The organism is Nitrososphaerota archaeon (genome assembly GCA_011605775.1).
Taxonomy (GTDB): domain Archaea; phylum Thermoproteota; class Nitrososphaeria; order Nitrososphaerales; family JAAOZN01; genus JAAOZN01.
Map to the genome: position 1 here is coordinate 1 of JAAOZN010000047.1, position 23,487 is coordinate 23,487.

The 23,487-nt window shown below is 46.9% G+C and carries 30 protein-coding genes; 14 read left to right on the forward strand and 16 right to left on the reverse strand.

The annotated features are described in order from the left end of the window. From HA494_04400 to HA494_04410, 3 genes are all read left to right on the forward strand, one after another. Positions 1–253: hypothetical protein (locus HA494_04400; GenBank protein NHV97011.1), on the forward strand; the 253-nt coding region annotated here is incomplete at its 5' end. Positions 254–256: 3 nt separating this feature from the next. Next, complete coding sequence (locus HA494_04405) at positions 257–520, forward strand: hypothetical protein (protein ID NHV97012.1); 264 nt, start codon at positions 257–259, stop codon at positions 518–520. A gap of 211 nt (positions 521–731) precedes the next feature. Continuing rightward, positions 732–5,429 (forward strand): matrixin family metalloprotease, encoded by a 4,698-nt coding sequence (locus HA494_04410; protein ID NHV97013.1) that lies wholly within the window; start codon positions 732–734, stop codon positions 5,427–5,429. A gap of 99 nt (positions 5,430–5,528) precedes the next feature. Here the strand turns inward: HA494_04410 and HA494_04415 are convergent, their stop codons facing one another. The 3 genes from HA494_04415 to HA494_04425 all read right to left on the reverse strand — a co-directional run bounded on the left by HA494_04415 (position 5,529) and on the right by HA494_04425 (position 7,648). Beyond that, the gene (locus HA494_04415; protein NHV97014.1) at positions 5,529–6,407 is read right to left on the reverse strand and encodes a hypothetical protein; all 879 of its coding nucleotides are present in this window, start codon (positions 6,405–6,407) and stop codon (positions 5,529–5,531) included. Positions 6,408–6,861: 454 nt separating this feature from the next. After that, positions 6,862–7,224, reverse strand: a complete 363-nt coding sequence (locus tag HA494_04420; protein NHV97015.1) for a hypothetical protein — start codon at positions 7,222–7,224, stop codon at positions 6,862–6,864. Between the two features lie 277 nt (positions 7,225–7,501). Continuing rightward, positions 7,502–7,648, reverse strand: coding sequence for a hypothetical protein (locus HA494_04425; protein NHV97016.1), 147 nt, complete (start codon positions 7,646–7,648; stop codon positions 7,502–7,504). Between the two features lie 91 nt (positions 7,649–7,739). Between HA494_04425 and HA494_04430 the strand changes: the two genes are divergently transcribed. Together HA494_04430 and HA494_04435 are read left to right on the forward strand one after the other, a co-directional pair. Then, positions 7,740–8,162, forward strand: a complete 423-nt coding sequence (locus tag HA494_04430; protein NHV97017.1) for a hypothetical protein — start codon at positions 7,740–7,742, stop codon at positions 8,160–8,162. A 59-nt stretch (positions 8,163–8,221) separates the two neighbouring features. Next, a complete protein-coding gene (locus HA494_04435; GenBank protein ID NHV97018.1) occupies positions 8,222–8,440 on the forward strand; it encodes a hypothetical protein in 219 nt (72 codons plus the stop codon). A 367-nt stretch (positions 8,441–8,807) separates the two neighbouring features. Here the strand turns inward: HA494_04435 and HA494_04440 are convergent, their stop codons facing one another. The 6 genes from HA494_04440 to HA494_04465 all read right to left on the reverse strand — a co-directional run bounded on the left by HA494_04440 (position 8,808) and on the right by HA494_04465 (position 10,955). After that, complete coding sequence (locus HA494_04440; protein ID NHV97019.1) at positions 8,808–9,116, reverse strand: hypothetical protein; 309 nt, start codon at positions 9,114–9,116, stop codon at positions 8,808–8,810. A 95-nt stretch (positions 9,117–9,211) separates the two neighbouring features. Continuing rightward, positions 9,212–9,655, reverse strand: a complete 444-nt coding sequence (locus HA494_04445) for a hypothetical protein (GenBank protein ID NHV97020.1) — start codon at positions 9,653–9,655, stop codon at positions 9,212–9,214. A gap of 261 nt (positions 9,656–9,916) precedes the next feature. After that, positions 9,917–10,180 (reverse strand): hypothetical protein, encoded by a 264-nt coding sequence (locus HA494_04450; GenBank protein NHV97021.1) that lies wholly within the window; start codon positions 10,178–10,180, stop codon positions 9,917–9,919. A 228-nt stretch (positions 10,181–10,408) separates the two neighbouring features. Then, the gene (locus HA494_04455) at positions 10,409–10,570 is read right to left on the reverse strand and encodes a hypothetical protein (GenBank protein NHV97022.1); all 162 of its coding nucleotides are present in this window, start codon (positions 10,568–10,570) and stop codon (positions 10,409–10,411) included. Then, positions 10,567–10,713 (reverse strand): hypothetical protein, encoded by a 147-nt coding sequence (locus HA494_04460; protein NHV97023.1) that lies wholly within the window; start codon positions 10,711–10,713, stop codon positions 10,567–10,569. Before HA494_04460 ends, HA494_04455 begins: the two co-directional genes overlap by 4 nt. A gap of 11 nt (positions 10,714–10,724) precedes the next feature. Further along, complete coding sequence (locus HA494_04465) at positions 10,725–10,955, reverse strand: hypothetical protein (protein NHV97024.1); 231 nt, start codon at positions 10,953–10,955, stop codon at positions 10,725–10,727. Positions 10,956–11,515: 560 nt separating this feature from the next. Between HA494_04465 and HA494_04470 the strand changes: the two genes are divergently transcribed. Next, complete coding sequence (locus HA494_04470; protein ID NHV97025.1) at positions 11,516–11,863, forward strand: hypothetical protein; 348 nt, start codon at positions 11,516–11,518, stop codon at positions 11,861–11,863. A gap of 124 nt (positions 11,864–11,987) precedes the next feature. Here HA494_04470 and HA494_04475 read toward each other — a convergent pair whose 3' ends face one another. The 4 genes from HA494_04475 to HA494_04490 form a co-directional block, all read right to left on the reverse strand. Then, a complete protein-coding gene (locus HA494_04475; protein NHV97026.1) occupies positions 11,988–12,770 on the reverse strand; it encodes a phosphoribosyltransferase in 783 nt (260 codons plus the stop codon). Between the two features lie 43 nt (positions 12,771–12,813). Beyond that, complete coding sequence (locus HA494_04480) at positions 12,814–13,419, reverse strand: hypothetical protein (GenBank protein NHV97027.1); 606 nt, start codon at positions 13,417–13,419, stop codon at positions 12,814–12,816. A 39-nt stretch (positions 13,420–13,458) separates the two neighbouring features. Continuing rightward, the gene (locus HA494_04485) at positions 13,459–14,016 is read right to left on the reverse strand and encodes a TATA-box-binding protein (GenBank protein NHV97028.1); all 558 of its coding nucleotides are present in this window, start codon (positions 14,014–14,016) and stop codon (positions 13,459–13,461) included. 259 nt (positions 14,017–14,275) lie between these two features. Beyond that, positions 14,276–14,674, reverse strand: a complete 399-nt coding sequence (locus HA494_04490) for a hypothetical protein (protein NHV97029.1) — start codon at positions 14,672–14,674, stop codon at positions 14,276–14,278. 374 nt (positions 14,675–15,048) lie between these two features. On the opposite strand from HA494_04490, the gene HA494_04495 reads away from it, so the two are divergent. The 7 genes from HA494_04495 (at position 15,049) to HA494_04525 (ending at position 20,423) form a co-directional block, all read left to right on the forward strand. Beyond that, positions 15,049–15,966: a prenyltransferase gene (locus HA494_04495; GenBank protein ID NHV97030.1), complete on the forward strand. Its 918-nt coding sequence runs from the start codon at positions 15,049–15,051 to the stop codon at positions 15,964–15,966. A 101-nt stretch (positions 15,967–16,067) separates the two neighbouring features. Continuing rightward, complete coding sequence (locus tag HA494_04500) at positions 16,068–17,189, forward strand: radical SAM protein (GenBank protein ID NHV97031.1); 1,122 nt, start codon at positions 16,068–16,070, stop codon at positions 17,187–17,189. A gap of 83 nt (positions 17,190–17,272) precedes the next feature. After that, positions 17,273–17,455, forward strand: a complete 183-nt coding sequence (locus HA494_04505; protein ID NHV97032.1) for a hypothetical protein — start codon at positions 17,273–17,275, stop codon at positions 17,453–17,455. A gap of 36 nt (positions 17,456–17,491) precedes the next feature. Beyond that, positions 17,492–17,830: a hypothetical protein gene (locus HA494_04510; protein NHV97033.1), complete on the forward strand. Its 339-nt coding sequence runs from the start codon at positions 17,492–17,494 to the stop codon at positions 17,828–17,830. Further along, positions 17,796–17,975: a matrixin family metalloprotease gene (locus HA494_04515; protein NHV97034.1), complete on the forward strand. Its 180-nt coding sequence runs from the start codon at positions 17,796–17,798 to the stop codon at positions 17,973–17,975. The genes HA494_04510 and HA494_04515 overlap by 35 nt, the downstream gene beginning before the upstream one ends. Positions 17,976–18,016: 41 nt before the next feature. Further along, entirely contained in the window at positions 18,017–18,340 is a 324-nt protein-coding gene (locus HA494_04520; GenBank protein NHV97035.1) for a hypothetical protein, read from the forward strand. 1 nt (position 18,341) lies between these two features. After that, a complete protein-coding gene (locus tag HA494_04525; protein ID NHV97036.1) occupies positions 18,342–20,423 on the forward strand; it encodes a DEAD/DEAH box helicase in 2,082 nt (693 codons plus the stop codon). 420 nt (positions 20,424–20,843) lie between these two features. On the opposite strand, the gene HA494_04530 is transcribed toward HA494_04525, so the two are convergent. Then, complete coding sequence (locus tag HA494_04530; protein NHV97037.1) at positions 20,844–21,389, reverse strand: hypothetical protein; 546 nt, start codon at positions 21,387–21,389, stop codon at positions 20,844–20,846. Between the two features lie 232 nt (positions 21,390–21,621). Continuing rightward, the gene (locus HA494_04535; protein ID NHV97038.1) at positions 21,622–21,918 is read right to left on the reverse strand and encodes a hypothetical protein; all 297 of its coding nucleotides are present in this window, start codon (positions 21,916–21,918) and stop codon (positions 21,622–21,624) included. A 68-nt stretch (positions 21,919–21,986) separates the two neighbouring features. On the opposite strand from HA494_04535, the gene HA494_04540 reads away from it, so the two are divergent. Continuing rightward, positions 21,987–22,352 (forward strand): hypothetical protein, encoded by a 366-nt coding sequence (locus tag HA494_04540; protein NHV97039.1) that lies wholly within the window; start codon positions 21,987–21,989, stop codon positions 22,350–22,352. A gap of 60 nt (positions 22,353–22,412) precedes the next feature. Here HA494_04540 and HA494_04545 read toward each other — a convergent pair whose 3' ends face one another. After that, positions 22,413–23,327 (reverse strand): F420-dependent oxidoreductase, encoded by a 915-nt coding sequence (locus tag HA494_04545; GenBank protein NHV97040.1) that lies wholly within the window; start codon positions 23,325–23,327, stop codon positions 22,413–22,415. Positions 23,328–23,487 lie beyond the last annotated feature (160 nt).

Below are 23,487 nucleotides of genomic sequence, written 5' to 3' on the forward strand. Positions count from 1 at the left end.
AGTCTACTATGTTGGCAAGCCGATAGAGGTCGCTGTTAGAGAAGATGGTGTGGAGATGGATATCCCGGCACCGCATGCGAAGAAAGATGATATGGAGGTTGAGAGGGTAGGTGATGAGCTTATAATCCACCTACGCTCAGACTCAGGTGACGCTAGAATCCTTATCCCGCTGCCAGCAGCGGCATTCAAATATAGTTTGAGGAGCGCTAAGCTTATTAACGGGAGGCTTCATCTAAAATTCTCTAGGGAATAGGTTTTGGCTGAAGAAAGGAGAGCACCCGCATACCAGCCCACAATCATACCTATACCCATACTCCTACCCCTACCACTAACACCAACAGCCTTTGATGAGCTGCTGATCAAGATGTGGCCAAGAGGCTACGAAGAATCCCTAACCCACTTTCTGAACGCTAGAATCGAGCTGTATAAGGCTGTCGAAGCAGCGTTAAAGAAGAGGAGCGAGCAGCTAGAGGAGCTTAGAGAGAGCAAACAGAAGAAGGAGAAGGTCAAAGTAGAGTAACCAGAAGTAGTGTGGCGATGCGGCTGCTGATCCGCTACCTGAACTCTCTTCTAGTGAATAGTAGGAAGATTTATTAGAAGCCGCCTTTGATACACTGGTGGAGATTTGAATCCTTAGTTTGAGAATATTAACTGCGTTAACGCTTCTGACACTGTCTGCTCTCTTAGTCAGCAGCTTCTTTCTCCTATCGGAAGCGAGCCAAGGTATACAGGTGGGTGACAGCGCCATCGCACTAGGTGTTGATTCTCAAACTCGTTTACCTCTTCACAGAACTCAATCGCTTTCCGTAGACGATGTCTCAGTTTACTCCTGGCTTAAGTTGGTTGATGTCACCTCTCCTACACATAACGTTAGTTGGATCTGGTTGACTCCGCAGAAGCATATTTACTACAACACCTCTGACATTATTCCAGATCCTGGAAAGGGGAGGAGCTGGTCTGAGTATTATGTGTGGTCTTGGATTGATGTTCGAGGTCACGTTCCGTCTCAACTAACTGGTGTATGGGTGGTAGAGGTCTTCGTCGATGGTGTAAAGGTGCTGGTTCAGAGCTTCTCCATCAGAGACGATACGCCTCTCAGCCAACCAGTGTATGGGTTTTCTTGGCCATCTTACAACATAGAGGTATATGTTCACTCTGGTCCGTCTTATGCACGCCAAGCCGTCATTAACGCAATGAGGCAGTGGAACTTTAGCCAGATCTGGTTCCAGACCACATACGGCCTACCTTCAAGACCGACCTACAGCCTGATTGTTTCAGACAATCCATCAGCACCTATTCAAATATACTTTAGCGAGACTCAGACGACAGAAGACTGGGGGTACGCGCGCTACAAATACTGGTATAACTCTACAGGATACTTCACTAACGTGACGTGCTCGATATCGGTAATCCTATCTCTAAAGGATGGGCGTGAGCTGAATGATGTTGCGATAGAGAATGTTGCTCTACACGAGCTTGGACACGCCCTAGGCTTGGATCACGTTCAGAGAATGGGTGATTTGATGAATCGTATAACCGGCAACTTCTACGATATACATTACCCAACGACACTGAACCTCTACACCCTCTACCAGCTTTCAAACATACACAAAGTCAACGCCACCTTAAAATCATACACCCTACCGAGCTTCATAGATTACACCACATCACCACCATTTGGAGCTGAAGCAGAGCAAGCGTGGACAGGTGCTGCTGCCACTGACAACAATGGTATGGTCTCTTTCAATATTGCTGGCAGGTACGTAACTTTCAGATTTATTGATGAGACGACAGGCAATCCCGTTCCAGGGGTTTCGGTCGGATTTGCGCTCGATAATAAGACAAAGTCGCGGGGCGTACTCTTTGCTATTGATCCACAGGGGCGATTCCTACCATACATCGTAATACTAGAAGGAAGCGGAAACGTGGTCAAGACATCTATGTCAAGCGGAAATGTAGTTAATACATCTTTATTCAGCACCACAGACGAAACTCCACCACTCGTCGCTTTATTTCTTCCAAAAGGTCCACAAACCGTGATGGGAAAAGTTCTCCTGGACTGGTTGCCAAAAACGGTAGAAAAAGTCTTATCAATTAAGGACATCGCTGTGTTAGCCGCAAAGGTCCTTGACCAAAGCGGACTGCCCTTGGGAGAGTATGCTAAGAAGCTGAGCATTTCTGAGACAAGGACATTGACATATGATGAAGCGTGGAGCGAGCTGAAAGCAGACATAAAGGATAGAGTTAAGGAGTACTTGCTCTTCTTCACGCAACCGGAGTTTCTTGCTACTGCAGGACGAAGTATACCTGACCTAAAAGGTGTGATAATTGATGCGGCATCGTTTGCTTTGGACGCAAATGCAATACTAGCGTGTGACCCCAACCATATGGTCGAGGTGACTGAAGTCAACAAGATTATGAAGTTTTATAAGATCGTACCAATAGATTCGAGTGAGTGGGACACAGCTCTTGTTCGCTTATCCGCAACCGATCAATACGGGCAGTCTCTGACCCAAGGCTCATTAGATCTCGTCAGCACAAGCGATATCGGCCTTGGTTTCAGCACCACACTCGATAGCTCTGGCAAAGCCACAATAGAAGTTCCTAAGGGCAAGTATGCTATTAGGGTTAGCTCACCAGGCTACTCCTCGGTTACCCAAGAGGTGATAATCGAGGAAGCAGGAAACAGTTTGTCAGTGGCACTAAAGGCAGCGGCTGAGGCAAAGTTACAGGAAAAGTGGAGAGGAACTACGTGGACAGGGTATTTTACGTTAGAGTTTCAGAAGGGAGCAGGGAATGGGAAAGGCACAGTCAACCTCCTAATTTACAAACAAAGCGATGACCAAATAGAAGGTTTGATCAGCTTTAAAGTTGATTTCTTACAGCCTGAGAGCCCTGAAGTATTAAGCTGGTTGAGCGGTCTAACCGGGCCTGTAATCGGGAGGGTAAGTGAAAAGTTAGTGCCTGGAGGCAAGATCACGCAGGTAGATATGGTGATTGGCTGGGGAGGGTTGCCTGTCTCTGGGACCTACGACACGCAAACTATGGAGTTGAACTACCAAGAAAAAGATCTCAAATTGAGGATTATCCTTACCCGTGAGGAGATTATCCCAGCGCCTGGGCCTGAGGTAGGCGCTGAATTTAAGGTGAGTAACCTAATGATTAACCCCACCGAGGTTATCGCAGGAGAAGCCGTAGAAATCTCCGTAACCGTTACTAACGTAGGAAAACAGTCAGGCGAATACAGCGTAACCCTCACTATCAATGGGGTAGTAGAAGATGTTAAGACAGTCAGCCTTGCAGCCGGGGAATCCAAGTTAGTAACGTTTAGCGTAGCAAAAGATGCGGCTGGGATATATAATGTTGACGTTAATGGATTATTAGGAAGCTTTAGAGTTGAGGATGTATTCAAGCTCTCGGTCTTCCCCACAAGCCAACAGGAGGTTAAGGAGGGTGACACAATCAATGGCGGTTCTTGGACTTTTAAGATCAGTTGGGCGAGTAAAGTACCTAAGCCTGTTAAGTTAGAAGTCATTGAGATAACTGGAGGGACTTCGCCTGGTTTTCCAGATTACAAGATAAGAGGGGAGTGGTGGGGAAACCCGACGAAGGGAGTTGCTAAGGAGGAGTCTGCAGGGCTTACACTTTACGCTGATCGTCTCCCAGAGGATGTGGGGCACGTATATCCAGTTGGTGAATATGAGGTCACGATCAGAGCTACTGCCATCAATTCCGCCTATTCGAAGCCCCAGTATGTGACTGTATCTTTGAAAGTTCTTCCATGCTCCTCGAGTTGGGCCTTAGCTCTCCCAGCCGAGAGGGTAGGAGACTACCGTCTTGCTTTGGGGCCGATACCGAAGAATGCCAGCGCAGTTTGGGAGCCGGCTAAAAGCCAATCCAGTTTCAAAGCTGATGATGAACCCTCGATAGTTTCGTGGATAAGATTCGAAAACATCTTCCCCTCGAAGAAGGAGTTTAACGTTCCTGATCACGTGGTGAGATGGGAGTGGATTAACCCTGATGGAGATTTAGTTCGAACAGAAACCAAGTTCATCCCTACTACTCCAAAGCGTTGCCAATTTTGGCTCAAGTATAACGTCTTTGATGAGCTACCCAGCTCTAATTTTGCTGACAGCCCAGGTAAATGGACCGTTAAAGTCTATTTCGATGATACGTTAAAGCTAACCCAAAACTTCGAAGTTGAGGCACCATTTGACTTCAGTGTTTCGGTAAATCCTTCTGAGAACACGGTCGTCAAGGGAGGTTCAGCTACCTACACTATAACCGTCACCCTAGTTAGTGGAAAGGGGATGCTAGTTACTTTGGGTACACCAGAAGAGGATGACCTCAGATTCAGCCTTAACCCATCCTCAGGTATACCGCCCTTCACCTCTACACTAACAGTATACACTCATAAAGAGACTGAAGCAGGTCGATGGCAATTTACATTGTATGGTAAGGGTGGGGGTAAGGTTCATGGAACAGATAAGATCTATCTGACAGTGAAGGAGGCTGAGGTTGAGGTGCCCTTCGACTTCAGCGTCTCTGTCAGCCCTGCTGAGCTGAGCGTTGTTAAAGGTAGTTCGGTTTCATACAAAGTTATGGTCTCGTTGGTGAGTGGGGAGCCGAAGCAGATTACCCTCTACGCACCCAAGTCAGATGAGAAGCTCGCCTTCCAGCTTAACCCGTCCTCAGGCACACCACCTTTCACATCCACATTAACGGTATACACTTCAAACGCTACCGATGCTGGTAGATGGTCGTTTAAGATAGTTGCTGTAGGAGAAGGTGTGCACCACGAAACAGACAACATCTACCTGACCGTTGAGCCCATACAGGTCAGCAAATGTATCATTGCAACCGCAGCTTACGGCTCTGAGCTCAACCCTCACGTTCAGTTCCTAAGAGGATTCAGGGAGAACGTTGTCCTTAAAACATTTGCAGGCAGCCAATTCATGAATGTCTTTAATGCTTGGTACTACTCTTTCAGCCCAAGTGTTGCGGCATACATCTCCTCACAAGACTCTTTGAAGGCTGTTGTGAGAGGCATCCTCTACCCACTCCTCGGAATACTACACTTAGGTGTTATCGTGAACAACACGCTGACCTTCAACGGTGAAGTAGGTATCGTAGTAACAGGCATAGTGGTAAGCGCTTTGATAGGATTCATATACTCCACACCACTAACCTTAATCCCGCTCTACGCAGCTAAGAAGTGGAGGAAGAATGCGCTGAAACTTAGCAGGCTTAAGATTCTCCTACCGCTTTGGATCACAAGCTTGATGACGATTCTCTTAGGGGAAGCGATCCTATCGCCAACCCTGATGATGATCGGCACCGGACTCCTAGTATTACTAACAGTAACCTTAGCTTCACTAGCGACAAGCATCTCAGCACTTAAAGCAGCCTACAAGATATCACACCGGTAATAACAAAATCGGCTGGTGTGGGATAATGTTGACAATTCTGAAACTAGGATCTAGGTGGGCCTTTCTTAAGCTCCACCCCTATCTATTTTCTACTCTACCTCATTTTTCTATGACTTTGTAAACCTTTTTCAGTTTATCGATCGTCTCCTTCAACGTAGCCTCGCTCAGACCAAGCTCTTCACTCGCCTGAGGAATAGAGACCTCTCCACCATGTCTATTAACGTAATCTAATACCCTCCAGAATTCAACCCCATAACCCCAATTCGTCTTCCAACCATAGGGAGAGGGATCCCAATCAACATCCCCTTTTCCGACGAGAGAGCGAGCCTTCATCTCTTTGTCAGGTTCCACGAGGATGTATCTACGTTCAATCTTCCAAATCGAACCCCTAGCAATTTCCTTCCAAACAGCCCCGCAATTTCTACATCTGACATAAGGGGTTAGGAACCTACGGGTAGCCTCGTAACCCAAACCAGAGCTGCAGATCGGGCAGGTTGGGAAGGTTCTTCTAAACTCATCGGCCTCAAACGCTCCAGCAGGAGTAGTCTTCCCAAACCGAATCCTCGGTCTACGCCTAGCCAACATAAAGTAAATGGAGAAAAGAATAACAATACCTAAAATTGAAAGTATTAGCACAATAGTAGAATCGCCAATCTCCGCTTCAAGGCTATCCCAAAGACCAGGAAGATAACTAAAACCAGAGCCGAAAAGAATCGCTAGGGCCGCAAATATCCGCTTCAATTCCTCAGGAAGACCGTAGCGGATAGATTCCGGAGGACCAGCAACTATCCAGTATATCAGAAGAACAACGGCTAAGTCGACAAGAACAACTATGATTACTGTGAGAATCTTTAGCTTTAACGGGAGGTTTTTCCACATCTTGCTAGGGGCCATCTCTTCCGTTTCACTTGTTGCTGAGGCTTTAGCCTCTGATTTGGCTTGTTGCTTCTGAACACCTCCCAACGTTTTAAGAGCCATAGCGTATATGTTACATCACATCATATTTGACCTTTACCATTCGGTAGAAGTCATATCTTCACGCCGTGAAGTAAACGCTAATAGTTTTGCCTCTATCTATTTACTATCTGGCTTTCTGCCAGGTTTCTGCTAGGGGAAGGTGCCGCCTGGGTTGGGGTTCGGTAGTGGGAACCCATCTGAACCATAGATGGTAAGCACAGCGCTGAGGTCGAGGTACCCCGGATCTGTGGTTAGTAGGTTGATTGCCTTACAGCCCTCATCGGCCCTAAGCCCGCTGTAGAGGATGAATCTTATCGCCTTATAGTAGCGCGCTGGGAGCTTCTCTTCAGCCTCCTTCAGCCAAGATAACGCTTCTTCAACCCGATTCCCGCTTATGAGTTCTCTGATCAGCTGCTCGATGATGTTACGATAAGGTTTTAGTGTTTGGTGCTTTCTTTGGTTGTCATGTGTCTCCTTATGGTAACATCATCAGCTGCTCCTTACCCGGGTTCGCCCACTTCAACCCTACTTCGCTTTTGATCCTCTTCCAGACTTCGTAGCAGCCGAGGAACTTAGAGAGGGCCGCTAAAGCCCTCATAGCGTGGTTGCGGACGTGCGGTGTTAAACCGTGAAGATCACTCGCTTTCGAAGGGTCGCTCAAAACGTAGAAGAAGCGCCTACCATACAACTTTAAGTTGACAGCGGTCCTCGAAGCATATAGCTGATCAACCCATTTATCGAAAGCGCCCCAATCAAGTGTTGCTTGGGAGGACGCAGCTTCTAAACCGTTACAAAAGGTTGTAACAACCGGATCTGTTGACGACTTTGTGTTAAACATATACGAAGTTTAGTGGGCCAGGCAGTATCCATACCCTGCAGGGTATGAGCACAGCTGGAAGCAGATTAGTTGTTTGATCCCCTATGTTCTCCAGGTCTGCCATAGTCCCTATATGAGTCTATAAACGCGAAGCTCTTAACGAGCCTAGAATGCGGCTCCCTTAGCAGGTCCTTACAACAATAGCAGAACCTGATTTCCAATATGCTACTCATCTACTCTTTGTCTTGTAGATGTGTGTATTCGTTAGTGTGTTTTCCCGAAATGAGTATACCTCTTTCTAGATCTTTTGGGCAGGGTATATTTCACCTGATTCTTCGTCTGTGATGATGTCATCCTTAGGAATCTTCCTTATGAAGGCTTGGTAGGGGTTTCTATCATCTTTAGGTTGAGGTGCCTCTTCATATTGTACCAGCGGATCGACCACAGGGTATACTAATTACAGGAAAATAGAGGTGTATTCGTTAGATCAAAGTTTATGCTAACGGTGTACATCATGTGTTTTAGAAGGTGAGAAGATGGGGAGAGAAGCAAATGAAAATATTGAGTTGCTCTTTAAAATGCATGAAGAGAATGAAGGATGGTTCTACACCAACCTCAAGGAGCTGGGTGAGAAATATGGCGATAAGTTCCTCGCCATCAAAGACAAGAACGTCTTAATTGCCACAGATACCATCGATAAGATACCAAGCTTCCTTGAAAAAAGCATCGACGTTAATCGGATCTTTATCACCTCTATCACGCCGAAGGGCGTGGCTTCATTCTGTGAGGGGAGAACACGTCAGAATCCCACTAAAGATACGCATACGCTTCGGTCAGCCCCAACCATTCGTCTCAATCGTCATAAACGCCAAGTACCATATTCAACCAGTTCCGATTTTACTTTTAGTAGATACTGGCAATCCCTGGACGGCACTAACACCTTCCGATGCACGCTTTAAAGAAAGCAGCCGAGTATCCAGACGTACTATTTGCAGGTCAAAGATTTTGGAGACTGTTATTGAACGAGGTAAACTTGTATCCAAAAGAAGAAAGAGGGAAAGTGGTGGCATTTAATCTGCCTTCAATTACTGTTCTGAAGGCCACGAAAACAATACCTCCGGAAGAATTCAAAAGGGTTCCTAGCGTTTTGGGGGTCGACTTTATAGATACGCACAGGTTCTGCTTGCATTTTAATCCAAAGATAGGAGAAGCTTTTCTTCTGAGCGATCAAATTTAACCTTTGAGGGTATAATCCAAGCCTCTTGAAAGTGGTTAGAGTAGCCATAGAATTTCGAAGTATAAATCACAATCGACTATGAAGTTGTATAAAAAGGGAGCCGTATCGAGGTGCATACAAAGGCCCCTAGATGACTACAACGATATCCCTTACCCGAGCTTTCTCGATAAAGGTCGCTCTCTGAGAACCAGCTTGAGAACCTTCCTTTATTGGCAGTCGTAGCTCTCAGAGCGATCTTGCGACAGTGGTTCAACGGATCGATGTAGAGGTTCCTCCGCTTAATGAAGCGGTAAAAGTGCGGTTAGGTTTGTTTTTCTGTTTCTGTTCGCAAAACAAGCTGATTTTTCCGACGACTCGGCTGTAGCCCTCAACCGTATGCCTCTATTACGCTCTTTCTTCTTCTGAAGTTCAGCCAAGCCTCTATGTACTTCTCGATAGCTTCTCTATATAGCGGATCTGCCCACATCTCTTCCAGCCTCTCACACTCCCTGTATGAGCCTATGAAGCCGAACACTCTAGACAACTCCAAATATAGCTCGCTTTTCTCAGACTCAGGTAAGGAGACATGCAGTTCTCTGAGGATCCTATCGAGCATAAGTATCGACAACCAGTAGCCCCCCACTGCATCTACGTTAGCCTCCCCTATTAGTATCTTCCCGTTGCAGATGATTAGCATCACTCGTTTAGCTAGATTTCACCAACATTTATTATGTGACATCGTGGGGGTTCTTATGTGCTCTTCTGCTTCGATCTACTTAGGGGCACCTGCAGCTACTCCTCAGCTTCTTCATCGGCTTCCTCAATAATATCGAGGAGATCGTTCCACCATTCTTCAGCTTCGTAATATAGGTATCTAACCCCATCCTTCAACCAGCTCACCGATACGTAAGCGGTTTTACCGACATACTTCCTATAGGATTCTAATACCTCGTTTCTTCTAGCTACCCTATCCTTTTCGTCAGGGTTTTTGATGCCGTCAACGTTACGCTTCCTTAGATCTAGAGTGTCATCGTCTAGATCGAACCAATCGATGACGATCAGCCTTACACCCTCAGCCTTCGCCACCCTAAGAAAATCCCTCAAATCACCCTTACTCCTATCCCACCTCACCGTTATATTGAACGGATACGCAACATACCCATAAAACACGTTAAAGCCAAGGCTCCTAACATAGCCGGCAACCTGCTGAGCGTCCACCATCACAGAGCAATCCATCCCATCTAACCCATATATATTTTAGGGTGCTTGGCTCACGCTGAAGGATAAGACAGGCTCTAGGGAATTTGTAGCTGAATTCGACGGAAGCGAGCTGGACGCTGCTCGGAAGAATCACGCCGAGTTCATCAAGAGATACCCGTTCAAGGAGCACCTGCTCTTTTACGACGCCGCTGATCTTCTCCTAAATCTCCTATTACTTGCTTAATCTGATTTATGTTTCCACTCCCACACGCTACGTCGCAGTAGAGGTGGCAGGCGTTAACCTGAAGTAAACCGATAGCTGAAGGCTTCTATTGCTCTCTTCCGCCCCTTAGCCTCTATACGCTTGCCCACTTCTTTCTCGTATTTGTAGTCTAGTTTCTCTACGATGGCTCTTCTTGCCTCTGCTTCTAGGTGTTCCTTTAGGTTTGTGTAGAGGGCTCTGGCTTCGTGTGGTGTTTTGGGTCTGAGCGGTATTCTTTCAGCTACGTATTCGACTATCCTTGGGTCGCCTCTTAAGTAGAGTATCCTGCCTAGCTTCACGAGTTTCCGAAGATGTCGTAGGAGCTATACTTTTTCTTCAAACCTTTGGTGAATTGCGCCACCGCTACTTCTTCAGGTAAGGCTGCGGTTAGCGATATTCACATATCTTCAAGTCTTTGATTAGGATTCGTCTAGGCGTTGGGCCGCGCTTCTTGAGGTATTCTACTATCTCTTAAGGCTCTCGCTTTAGCTTCTGAAGCGCTCACCATAGAAGAGACCTCTCTGTGCCTAAACATACCTTCTTACACTTTCTGCTTTGCAGGGCTCAAAGACACTCGTCTCCATATGTATGTTGCCCCATAGTTTATAGTGGTTTCTCAGCTCAGCTTCGGTCCTGAACCTCCGCCCACAGTAGCAGCAGTGGAAAGTCCCTTCAGCCACGTCTTTCAAGTCTCTAGGCGTTCTCTCACCTCTTCAAGCTTTTCAGACGCTACTCCAAGTTCCCTTCTCAGTCTAATCCACCGCTCAACCATAAAAGCTAATAATACGCCTGTCAGCACGCCTACAAAATACAGCACCAGCTCCTCAGCCAACACCCCCACCTCTACTTCAACTCTTCAGCTTTCAGCTCAGTTGTTTCAAGGAGCTTTGCTGTTGGGTACGTTGGCGGAGCATCATAAACTAGCGCTGAGCAGGAGCCTGATTTCAGAAGCTGCTCAGCCGACGCTCTATCCACAACAACCCAAGCTAATCCGCTTTGCCAATACGCATACAAGAAGTGCTCGTCTTCGAGGCTACGCTCGAGGGCGTGAAGTAGGTCACCTTCGAAGTACATCGTTAAATCACCCTCAAACCTCAGAAAGAGCTGCATAACTCAGCCCCCCAATTCCTTCTTCGAGCTTTTGTAAAGCATAGCCAATAGCATCAGTTCTATGCTAAAACTCTGAACACTAGCCATTTTATCTAACATTGTGACCAAATCTTCACCTAACGCTATACTCGTCTTGACCTGCAGCGCAATAGCCAATCTTAAGAAGCTTCGAACGCTCGAAAGACCGATACACGTAGGCGTCTCAGGAAATCTTTCATAGGAAGATCCACGGTCAAGAAGATCAGCAGCCTCTCTCTGTCCCGTCTTAGCCGCACCCACCAATGTGTTCTAGGGCGCCAATTTAATAAAAACACACGACGCGAAGGCAACAGTTGGGGTTGTGAGGTTAGCTGAGTATGTTAGGAAAAGGCTATCACCAGAAAATTAAGGTTGTGGTTCGTGGGGCGTGTCCAACTATTCATAAGCCACCTTACTAGGATCTTTAGGCGGTATGTTGTGATTCTTAGGAGTGTTCTTGTCTTCGTTGAATGCTCTCTTGAAGTATAGAGGCTAAGCTCGGTACGGTGGCTGGCTTAACTCTATTCTGGCTCTCGTCGATGGTACCCTTCGTCTTAATAGTTGTACCAGCACTGATCAGGGTTACAGCACCTATATTGAGTAGAGTCAGCGTTACCGCGCCTCGGTTTAATAAGGCGGGGTCGACGCGGCTTCTGTCGATGTCTCTCTTTTTGGCAGCTGTGTTACTTATAGTATTTGTTGTGGTGCAGTATACTGTGCTAGGAGACCTTTTCTTTGCTAAGATCATCGCTCAGGATAGGTTGCTTTGGGTTAAATCGCTTATGCTTATTGCGGCGACCAGCGTGGCTGTATTCGGGCCTTTAACCGCAGTTGTAGGAGATTCAAGTGAATAACAAGGCTAGAGTAGAATAGTATTTGGCTTCCTCTCATCTGTTCGTTGATCCCTCTAACATTAGCTAGGTTTTGCCTTTTAGGCTATCCTTAAGCTGAAGGCTGTTGCGGAGATGACGTAACACTTTAGGTGCGAATAGTCACTTCAAACATTTGATTATCTAGGAATTTTATAGCACCTTCCTTAGCCAGTTTTTCTAAGGCCCTCCTCAGATACGTTGGATCTTTTTTCGGCCCATACCATATAGTAAATTCCTTCTCAACGTCTTCTATTCTGTATACTGTCTTCCCACTTTTGGTGAGGTCGGATAACATCGCTATTAGGAATTGTTTGTAGTCGCTTAATCTTGACCAGGGGAACTGGAACCACACGAAGCCTTTGGGTTCGATGAGGTAGTAGTCTGGTCTGAATAGCGGTGCTGTTGAAGACTTCCAGACGAGTGTAGCGGTCTTTACTTCTCCCACCCCCCATCTTTTGGAGACGAATTCTTTCGCCATAGACATATGCATCCCGGTGGCAACTATCTCTTCAACAAGCAGAACCCTTCGATTAGATAAATCAACATAGAATTCGAATGTTATGTTAGTTCTTAACCTCTTTACAACCTCTTCGACGCTCTGCTCAACGGGCTTATTCTCCCTGGCAGCTTTAACCCAACCTCTGACCAAATCGGCTAAATAGTTTTCACCAGGTCTTTTGAAGACTTCGGTCCACTTTATTGGAATAGCAAGCGCGTTATCAACGCTCAAGAAGTCGCATAGAAGCCTTGATACGACGAACCCCCCGCGACCTACAGCAATGATAACCTCAGGGGTGTAGCCGTCACCCTCGATCTTCTCAGCTAATCGCGAAGCCCAGTCGACAACCTCCCCCCACCCAACAAACTTAACCGGATACAAGGTTTTCACATAAACCACCCCAGCACCTAAAATCGGCAGAAACGTTACCCCTTCAACCCTTTACCCTCCTCAGAACCCCTGAACGTAAAATCGCCTTGATAACGGCATACGCGACTAATGTCGTCGGGATCAGCTGCAACAACATGTATACTGGGAGGGAAAGCAGGTAAACTATGAACGGTAAACCAAGTACCATCACGACTACCACATAAACCATCGGGATATCTAAAATCGCTAACGCAAGACTCATCAACGCAACCCTCGTAATAAGTTTGGCAGATTGGTTAAATTTTTGCAACGCCATAGACACGAAACCAGCGGCTACAGCAAACACAAAGTTCACGATCGGCCATAGCCAGGAAAGCGGGTTCGCGAAAGTAAGCAGCCCGATAAATGCTTGAATCTCCGTTGTTATGACTGGTGCTAACGGTCCAAAGAGCGTAGCTGCTACTAAGATCCACACGTAGGTATTAACATATCCTAGGGGCGTATATTTCCCTCCAGTAAGCGTAGCATCAACCCTCTCCGCAAACGAAGCAACCACTCCAGCAACTACACCTAGCATAATAGCGTCCACCAACTCTTTTCTTGAGGCTATCACCCTACCCCTCAGCCCAGCCATCGCTGATCCCATCGATCTAACCCTTATCGCAGACACCATATAAATTAGCTGGTTGATACCAAAAAAGTGGTTAAACTAGTACGTCATCAGACCTTTTTCTTCTAAGGTGTTTTGTAGCGTAGTGATTGCCCTGTAGATGTCGTCTTCCTTCTTCGCACCTGTGCATACGACTCTACCGGATGAGAAGATGAGAAAGGATATATGTGGTTCGTCCATCTCATATAGGAGGCCTGGGAACTGCTCCGGCTCGTATAGGCTTATCCTAAGGGTTCTTGCGGCATCCTCGATCTTCACCCTGCCTCCGAGGGAGGCTGTGCCTACGATATTTTGAATTGTGGCTTCAGGTTCATCTTTTATCTCTACACCACTCTCCCTCAGCCTCTGTGCGAGTAGCTTCACAGCCCTATATGCCTGCTCCTCAGATTTGGCGCCTGCGAAGACGACCCTCCCAGAGGAGAAGATGAGCGCTGTGGCTTTAGGTCTCTTCATCTTCAATATCAGCCCTGGGAACGTCTTAGGCTCATACCTAGCCTCAGGTAGGAGCTTCGCTATCAGGTTTAGGTCAAGCCTCTCTTTGATGGTAGCTACCGCTACCACGTTCTCGATGCCGATAATAGCCTTGGTCCGAGGCAACCCTACTACCGTAGATCACGTAGACTGCTCGTTATTAAATCGCCCGATCAACGGCCAGCTACTACGGGTCAAACACCGTCAACAACATTTTCGAAGATACATACGCCAATCCAAAGTGACTGTATTCAGCGGTACGCTTCTATCAAGCTCTTCCTCTCATCGAAATATGTGTTTTCGTAGGGCGTAGCCCATAAGAACTCTTGTCCTCACATCCAAAAGTATGCCTCTCGTATTTCTTCTGAAGAAGAGCTCTGACGGCTTATAAAATAACAGCAACCTGCCTATCATTATCTCCGAGTAGAGCCTCCTGATACTGTAGAGATCTCCGGTTGAGGAGGGTTGAGCAGAACACAACAGTCTCCCTAAGATCATCTATCGATCGAGCTCTAATCACATCATATAGGTCTTTGACCGCTTTTAGCCCTTCTTCGGCCCTAGTTATGATGCGCTTGTAGACGGCGCCTCGATCCAACCTAGATACCTCAGCCAAGATCTTTGCGCAACTGTAGATCAAGCTCTTATCAGAAGCCTCTAGCTCAATCGCTTCCAGCTTCTCGAGCCTACGCCATAGTGTAGACAACTCTCTTCGGTAGACCAGTGTCAGATTTAGTGTCGGATTTAGTGGCAGATCCCAGTGGGAAAAAATTTTTCTCAGCAAAAATCCGACACTAAATCCGACACTGAGCATCATCTTATGCTTCGCCTAGTGATGCTTCTAGCTTTGTGAGCCTCTTCTCCAGCTCCTCTATATTTAGTTCTTTTAGTGCTGATCCGTATGGTTTGAGCACTTTTATGGTTAGTTCTTAGAATCTGTGGGCGTTTTTGGCATCGCCTTGATCTATAGAAGAGAACAAAAAATAGAGCAAATACTTAGAGGGGAACCACAACACACAGAGAGATAGTAGGGCAGAAGCCAGTAATCCTGCACACAGCAATAGAGGTAGAGGCAACATACATCAGGTGATATTCTTCGCGCCTTTTAAAAAGATACATAAAGGTTAGGATAGGAGGCTATGCTGATGGGAGAAAGATATGTTTAGCTTGTGGTCTTGGGTAGGCGTTGTAAGGGTAAAATTTTTTGTGGCTGGTATTCCTGCTGTTATCCTTGGGGCTGCTCTTGCATATTACTGGGCTGGAAGCTTTAATCCTGTGAATTTCACATTGTCTTTAATCGGAGTAATTTTGGCGATGATCGGCACATATACGTTTAATGAATACTACGATTTTAAGAGTGGTGTTGATGTTATAGTGCCGAGGGAGCATATAACACCCTTTAACGCAGGAAGTAGGATACTTCCCTCTGGTTCCCTTAAACCTGAGTCTGCATTTAAGGCCGGTTTCGTAGCATGGATCCTCTACTCTATTATTGCGGTTTACTTCACATTTAGTGTAGGGTGGGTAATCGTACCGCTCTCCCTTGTAGGATTAATCTCAGGAGCCTTCTACACTATGCCGCCATTCAAGTGGGCTTATAGAGGGTTAGGGGAACTCTTGATAGGCCTAAACTATGGGCCGCTTATAACCTTTGGAGCTTACTATGTTCAGACCGCAGCCCTCCCACTAGACCTACTCATCTTACCATCACTTATACCCGGCCTACTGATAACGGCTGTAATCTGGATAAATGAGTTTCCGGATTATCCAGCAGATAGGGTGGCTGGTAAAATGAATCTGGTTGCGAGGCTGGGGCTAGAGAGATCAAGAATACCCTACGCCGCACAGATATTACTCATATACCCTGTGCTTTTCATAGGGGTCTTAAGCAAGGTGATTCCTTTAACAGGGTTGATTATGTTGGCGACTCTGCCTATTGCATTTAACAACGTAAATGTTTTTAGGAGAAACTACAATGTTCCTAAGAAGCTCATCCCAGCGATGCGTGGAACAGTCTTATTATTCGCAGTGTCAACGCTTCTACTATCCCTCGGCTACATTCTTGCAGCGAGGTGAATAATCTGAGGAGAGTCCTTCCGCTCCACTTACCTCCTACACTCCTGCTCAAGCAAGCCAGTGCCTTAATGGCATTCAGATACGCAACGAAGTGGGGAGGATTGAGTAGATGGCTATCAAACATACACAAGCTTCTGCAGATATCAGCAGGGGCTATAGGTATGGGATGCTTCGGCTACCCAATTCACCCAGTATATGAGGTTACAGCAAGCTGTAATTTAAGATGCATCCACTGCCACGCCAGAGGGGGAGAGATATTCAAAGACGAGTTAGATACAGGGGATGCGAAGAAGGTGGTTGAGAACATCGCTGGTGTACGTGAATTCCGGACACTCGTATTTACTGGAGGGGAGCCTCTGGTTAGAAGGGACATCTACGAATTAATGAGGTATGCTTCTGACATAGGCTTCCACACAGTCTTAGCAACAAATGCAACCCTGATAACTCAAGGAGTAGCTAGAAGGCTCAAAGAGAATAAGGTGAAAGGCGTAGCTGCGAGCATAGATTTCGTCGAACCCGCTAGGCACGATGAATATCGCGGAGTATCGGGGGCGTTTGAAGCCGCTTTAAGAGGCATATCAAACGCTCAGAGGGAAGGCCTATATATACAGGTCAATATAACCATCTCTAAGCGTAACATAACTCAGCTTCGAGAATTGACCAAACTCGCTGATAAGATAGGGGCACAGGTCGTACTCCTCTACCAGCTGATTCCATCTGGAAGGGGAGAAAACCTTTTTGACGAAACACTCACTTCTAACTCCTTCGCTAACTTGATTAAAGAGCTGCATAGCATTCAAGGTGAAATCAGCCCCGTCACCGTACCCGTAGGTCTGCCAGAGTACTTCGCGTACCTCACAAAATCCTTGAATTTAAACACGAAGATCGCATCAAACGTCTTTAAGGGCTGCATCGCAGGAAGGGGGATGTTCTACATCAAACCGAATGGTGATGTTTGGCCCTGCCCCTTCATACCGATCTCAGCAGGAAATCTGTTGCGGAGAAGCGCTAAAGATGTGTGGAGAAGCCCCCTCTTCAACCTGTTTAGAAATAGGGAGAACCTAAAAGGGCCCTGCAAAACCTGTGGTTATAGGGAGGTTTGTGGAGGATGCCGCGCGAGAGCCTACGCTTACACAAGAGACCCGCTAGCATCAGACCCCTGCTGCCCCCTCCATAGGATAGAGCAACCCATACCAACCATAAAGGGTAAGTCTCATAGCTGATGCGTGAAAACGCATCCTTGAAGCAATCATCGAGTGGTAAAGAGAAGACATATTAATCGCGAGCTACGGTTGAAAAAGCAAGGATGCCGCGTAGACACAGCACAAAGAAGGGAAAAACAGGTGAATGGTGGAGCGAGCTGAAGTATGGAGAAGCCATCCTTAGAGGTCTTCAAAGATTTGAGAAGGAGCAGAACAAGAGAAAGAAGCCTGCTGCTGGTGAAACTTTAGAGGCTCATACTACTACTGAAACCAACGCCCAGACATAGCTAAATAAACATATATATGGTGCGAAGCCGATAGAGTTGGTGATAGATATGCGGAGAACAGGCTTCGTTCTGCTGCTTCTCGTCTCCTTACTAACCTTATCTCCTACGTTAGCGTACGCTAAGCCTGGTAAGCCTCCGAGTGAAGAGGCTACTCCTACACAGAACCTCATCGAGTCTCCTGACGGTGGGGCTGCTGCCTGGGATCACGCAACCCTAACCATTCTGATCAACCCTAACGTCTACTCCCCAGACTCTCCCGAAGTATTGGCTGGTAGGAGGGCTATTGACCACTGGAAGGCATCTATAGCTTGGTTCTCCACTCGAGACTGGGATGGGAATGGTGAAGCGGATTATCCTTGGTGTGAAGGGGCTTAGCATCATAGGGATAGAGAACCTCGTAGCCCACGAATTCGGTCACGCACTAGGATTGGAGCACAGCAACAATCTAAGGATAGATCAAACGACGGTTAGCGCTTCCACTATCTTCAAGACTCCCGGAAATCAGCAAAGAAGGGCTTAGTGTGATAACGCTTATTTAGCTTTGTTTTGTTTGCTTATGTGATGTCTGAGGATAAGCTTGCTCACTTCCTTAAGACCGCATCTGACTGGTCTAGGATGAGGACTACGGTGCCTGGTATATTTATCCTTAAGCTGCCTGCTTTTAAGAGTAGTCCTGCTAGGCTTGCTGTTGAGTTGAATCCTGTTGATGATTCTGGTGCGCCTACGAAGAAGAGGGGTTTGGTTCTGAGGTCTTGTGAGGAGCTTGAGGAGTATAGGAGGCTCTTTCAGTTCGATAAGCTTGAGGCTTTGTTGAAGTCTGTTGATAAGGTGAATCCTCCTGTTAAGAGGGCTGTTAAGCCTGGTGAGGAAGTCTTAGAGATCTAGTTTGAGGTTTGTGGAGCACCCTCTAGTGTATCCGAATCTTGTTGAGGATAGGGAGTATCAGAGGAGGATAGCTTCTGAGGCTAGGGATAAGAATACGCTGGTGGTTTTGCCTACGGCTTTGGGTAAGACGGTTATAGCTGCTTTGGTTGCGGCTGATGTGCTATACAGCTTTAGGGATAGGAGGGTGCTTGTTATGGCTCCTACTAGGCCTCTTGTTGTTCAGCATAAGCGGACCTTTCAAAACGTTTTGAGGCTTCCTGAGGAAGACTTCTCTCTCCTCACCGGTAGGGTTCCCTCTTATGTTAGGGAGGGTGTTTGGCGTGGTGGCTCTAGGCTCGTCTTCGCAACACCACAGGTGGTTAGGAACGATCTTCTGAACAAGGGTTTGAGCTTGGATGGGTTTGGGCTGCTTGTTTTTGATGAGGCTCATAGGGCTGTTAAGGAGTATGCTTACACCGAGGTTGCGAGCCAGTATGTGAAGAGCTCAAGCTACCCTCTAATCCTAGCTACAACAGCTTCACCCGGCTCTGATCTGGATAGGGTGAGGATGGTCTGCGAATCGCTATACATAGAGCACGTGGAGTTTAGGAGGGATGATGACCCAGATGTAGCGCCATATATTCAGCCCGTTAGGGTTGAGGAGAGGGTTGTGAAGCTACCCCTAGCATACCAACCACTCAAAGACATCATCCTAGGCATGCTTAGGGAGAGGGTTAACTGGCTTAGGGAGAGAGGATACATAAAAACCGATAGAGTCACCAGGAAGAGTTTGGTGGAGCTCGGTGCTGAGCTCAGATACAACCTTGAGATGAGTATCGAGGAGGAGAGGGGTAGGATATACCAGGCTATTATGCAGCAGTCCTCAGCACTAACACTATTCCACATGCTTGAGGTTCTTGAAACACAGGGGGCATACACGCTAAAAGCGTTCCTAGAGAGGCTTGAGGAGGATCGAAAGAGGACACACATGACCCTAGTTAGAGAAGACGTCTACACACATCTCCTAAGCCTACTAGAGGGTAGATGCTTCGTCGAGCACCCCAAGGTCTTGGAGCTTAAGAGCATCGTCTCCAACCAGCTCAAAACCAACCCAGACTCCAGAATACTTATCTTCACACAGTACAGGGATACAGCCACACACCTAGTTGAGGAGCTGAATAGGGTTGAGGGTGTGAGGGCTGAGAGGTTCGTAGGCCAAGCAACAAGACTAGGAGACAGAGGCCTAACCCAAGAGCAGCAGGTCAACCTACTAGAAGACCTAAGAAGAGGACACATAAACACACTAGTGGCAACAAGCGTAGCAGAAGAAGGACTAGACATACCAGAAGTCAACCTAGTAGTATTCTACGAACCCATACCATCAGAAATAAGATTCATACAGAGAAGAGGAAGAACAGGAAGAAGAACACCAGGCAGAGTAATAATACTAGCAACACAAAACACCCTAGACACAACATACCTAAGAGCATCAGAAAAGAAACTCGACAAAATGAGAACAATAACAGAACAACTAAACAGAATACTAAAACCAGTATTAAGAGCGAAGCAGAAACCAGAGCCAAAACCACTCACAAAAGAAGAAATCCTAACACTACAGAAGACAGCTGTGAGAAGAGAACCAACACAGATACAAGAAGAATTCCTCAAAACAAGAATGCTAGAAAGAGAAGTAGCAAGAGCAGAAAGAACACTATACCTAAAGATACTACAGAAAGGAGCAGCAAAGATAGAGGATGAAGAGCTATACGAAGAAATGAAGATAGAGGGCTTCAGCAGAAGCGTAGTCAAAGCAGCACTAGCAAAACTCCTCAAGAAAAAACACCTAACAGAAGACGAAGACAAACTAACCATACCAATCAAAGACATACCAGGAGCCAAACTCATGAAGATAACAGTAGAGAAGATCCTACCAAACCAAGCAGTAGTCTGGATAGACGATAAATGGAGAGCAAGACTACTACCAGAAAACTACAACGGACCACACCAACTCATAAAAAGAGGCTCAACCTTCCAAGCCCTATGCGAACTCTACAAAGACTCAGGAACACTACACATAAAAGTCAGACAAGTAGTAAAGGCCTAAAGAATGAGTGTCGGAGCCGTCACCTCCATCAGATTTAGAACAGACCACACCCGCGCGGCTCAAACCAATGCTCAAAGACGATGTGAAATCGGTTGATTGTTAAGCGAGTCGTGGAGGCCTTACCTGAGCCATACCTCCTATTTCAACGAGTTGACACTCTCCACGACTGAAGTCAGGAGATTCTTGCACACGGCTCCTTCAACGCTTTGGGGGTACATATGTGTCAGCATCCACCCCTTCACGGTTCTGGAGCTATCTGCAAGGGCTGTGCCACCAGCCCGTTAACGGCTTCTTCAAGCCTGAAGAAGCCCTATATTTAATGCTCGAACCTCCCAGCTTATCTCGGCTTGGAGCCTTATTCGAGCTTTTGGACATCCAAGCCACATCTAAAGAGTTGATGGAAGATTGAGAAATATAAATCTAGCGGCGATTCATCCCACGGTTAAAACCGTAGGCTTTCTCGCCGAAATCTGTAAATGGGCTCACTATCCTTGTTATATTTTGATGTTTTGGCGAAGCTGATAAGGGTGGCTTTAAGCTAACACGTGCTTCGTCATCGACTACATACTCGTTCCACTCCTCTGATACCGTTGGGTAGCGGATATCATCCTTCACGATCGTAGCTCTCAACTCATCCGGAGAATAGGACTTGGTGTCAGTTGGTCCCTTCAAATCACCCGGCGCGAGCACAACGATGATGTTCCGCGACTCAAACTCGTAGACTGGTTCTTGGTCGACTACTCTTTCCGTGACCTTCGTAAGCACAACCTTAAGCTTGAGAACCGAGCCATCCGCTAGTTCATACTTATTCCAAGGTTCTCTGACAACATTAAAGTCTAGGAGGGGTTTAGCCGACATACTACTCAGCTGTGATGAGTAGAGTCCAAGAGGTTGGTTGGGGGCTATGGACGGACACACACAGACGCTTAATCTAGATTCGGTAGCCCTGTCGGTAGGAGACTCCACCGTGGGGGAGAAGCTTCAATCCTAACCCCATCATCCGAGAGAATATTCACGAAAGCGGTCTTCTTAATCATCAGAGCACACATACAATATCACAGTGTAAAAACCCTTTTCTCCTAGCCGTTTGTGCTGCGAGCTACGTAGTCTTAAATAGACTTACATAGCTCTTGGTATTCACTATTTTGGCTGTGAGTTAAGGCTCCCCTTTTAGGAGCAGGTATGTGCGCAAGGCTCTTTACTGGCTCTTCTTTCTGTAGAGCACTCTTCTGGGGTCTTTAAGTATGAGGACGATCTCCCAGATGGTGAGTGCGGCGGTGAGCATTGCGAAGCCTAAGACGGTTGCCTCTGGCGTCATCTCGATGAATTCCCCACCCTTTCTTAGAAAACCCATGACGTGGTCGACGAAGACCATTATCGTTACACCCCAGAGTATGAGGCATAGAATCTTCAGCAGATACTTGTCGTCTTCAGCCATCCTATACCACAGTGGCGTGGCTACCGCTGCTGCGAACGCTAATATTATCAGCCACATACATCTCCCTCCAACACCTTTAAATAGTATTACTAAATAAGGTTTTGGTGATACGGAGGTAATAGATAGTGGCCTGCTTCCTAGTCCCGATGGCTTTAGCAATAATAACCTCAATACTACAGAAGACAGCGCGGAGCCTAGCTGAGAAGCTGAAGCTCTGGGTTCTCAACGCACTGCTCTGGGGCGGTGTGATCCTCCTAGCGCTAGAGCACGTCTGGCACGGAGAAGTCGTCCCCTGGCCGCCTTTCCTAACAGCTATGGCTAACCCAGCCGACATACCAGTAATGCTTCACGAGATGGCTACCGTAGGCACAGCGATGTCAATAGCCACACTCATCACCTGGGGGACGATGCTCACAATAAGCTACTATATGCCGAAGATCGTATCGATAAAGACCGTAGAGCCGATAAAGAAGCCGCTAACCACACACTAACCCCACCCCCTATTTTTGGTGTTGAAAATTAGGGGGTAGATGCGTGAAGGGGGTCGGGGATCACTTTACGAGTTTCAGAAGTTTTGAGAAAATCTTAAACTTTATGTTCTCCCATATTATCGTCCTCAGCGCCTTCCTAGCAGCTTCTCTTGGGTAGATCACGCCCTTAACACCTTCTTCACCCTTCTCGTATCTTAGGCCTCTTATGATGGCTATCGGTGTGGCTTCGTCTGTTTGGCCGAAGAGTAGGTTGGCTGCCGCGGAGACCAGATCGGTTAGGTCGTCAACCCCGCCGAACTTCGCCTTGCCATACAGGTCTCTACCACCGAAGTTTCTTGAGACTGGTTGTATGCCGGAGCAGCCTATCGCTATATCGATGGTTCCGAATTTATCCAGCTTCCACTCCGTATCGCTGATGACTACCGCGACATCCCTACCCGTTAACCTTCTGATGCCCTCCCTTATCCTCCTAGCCGACTCATCCGGATCCTTCGGTATCGATGTGCAGTAGCCTGGTGGAGAGTTGGAGAAGTCGACGCCTCCCCAGGTCAGAATCCTCCCACCGACATCGATCAAGAAGATATATGGGTGCTCGCTGATGGCTTTTCGAGCACCCTCTCTGCTGCTAGCATACTTCTTGTAGAGATGCCCAAACCTCTTCGAGAGCTTCTCAATCGGAATCACACCCAATACCTCACCTTCCCTCAGATACACCTCCATAACCTCAGGCTGAGTACTATAGAGTCTTGAAAGGAAATAGGCTCTACGTGAAGGCTTTACATCACTGAGCTTATGGACCCTACCCTCAGCCTTAGAAACAATCTTAGATGTTATGACTACTATGTCACCCTGCATTATCCCATAGGCCTGATTTTCAGCTTCCTCCACTATCAACCTTGCCAGATCAGTTTGAGGATTGATTTCTGTAGTTATCCTTAACCCGAAGACCTCGATGCGCCTCACTCGGATTACCAATAAAAGAACCCTGTATCTAAAAGATAAAAAAGATTATCTGGAATAATAGGTTGCTCTACACATCTTCCACCGACAGCCCCGCTTCGAACAGTCTTCGTGCGAGAAAAAATCGCAAGCTTCTTGCACTTCGAAAGACTTATTAACCTTCATACCCTCGTAT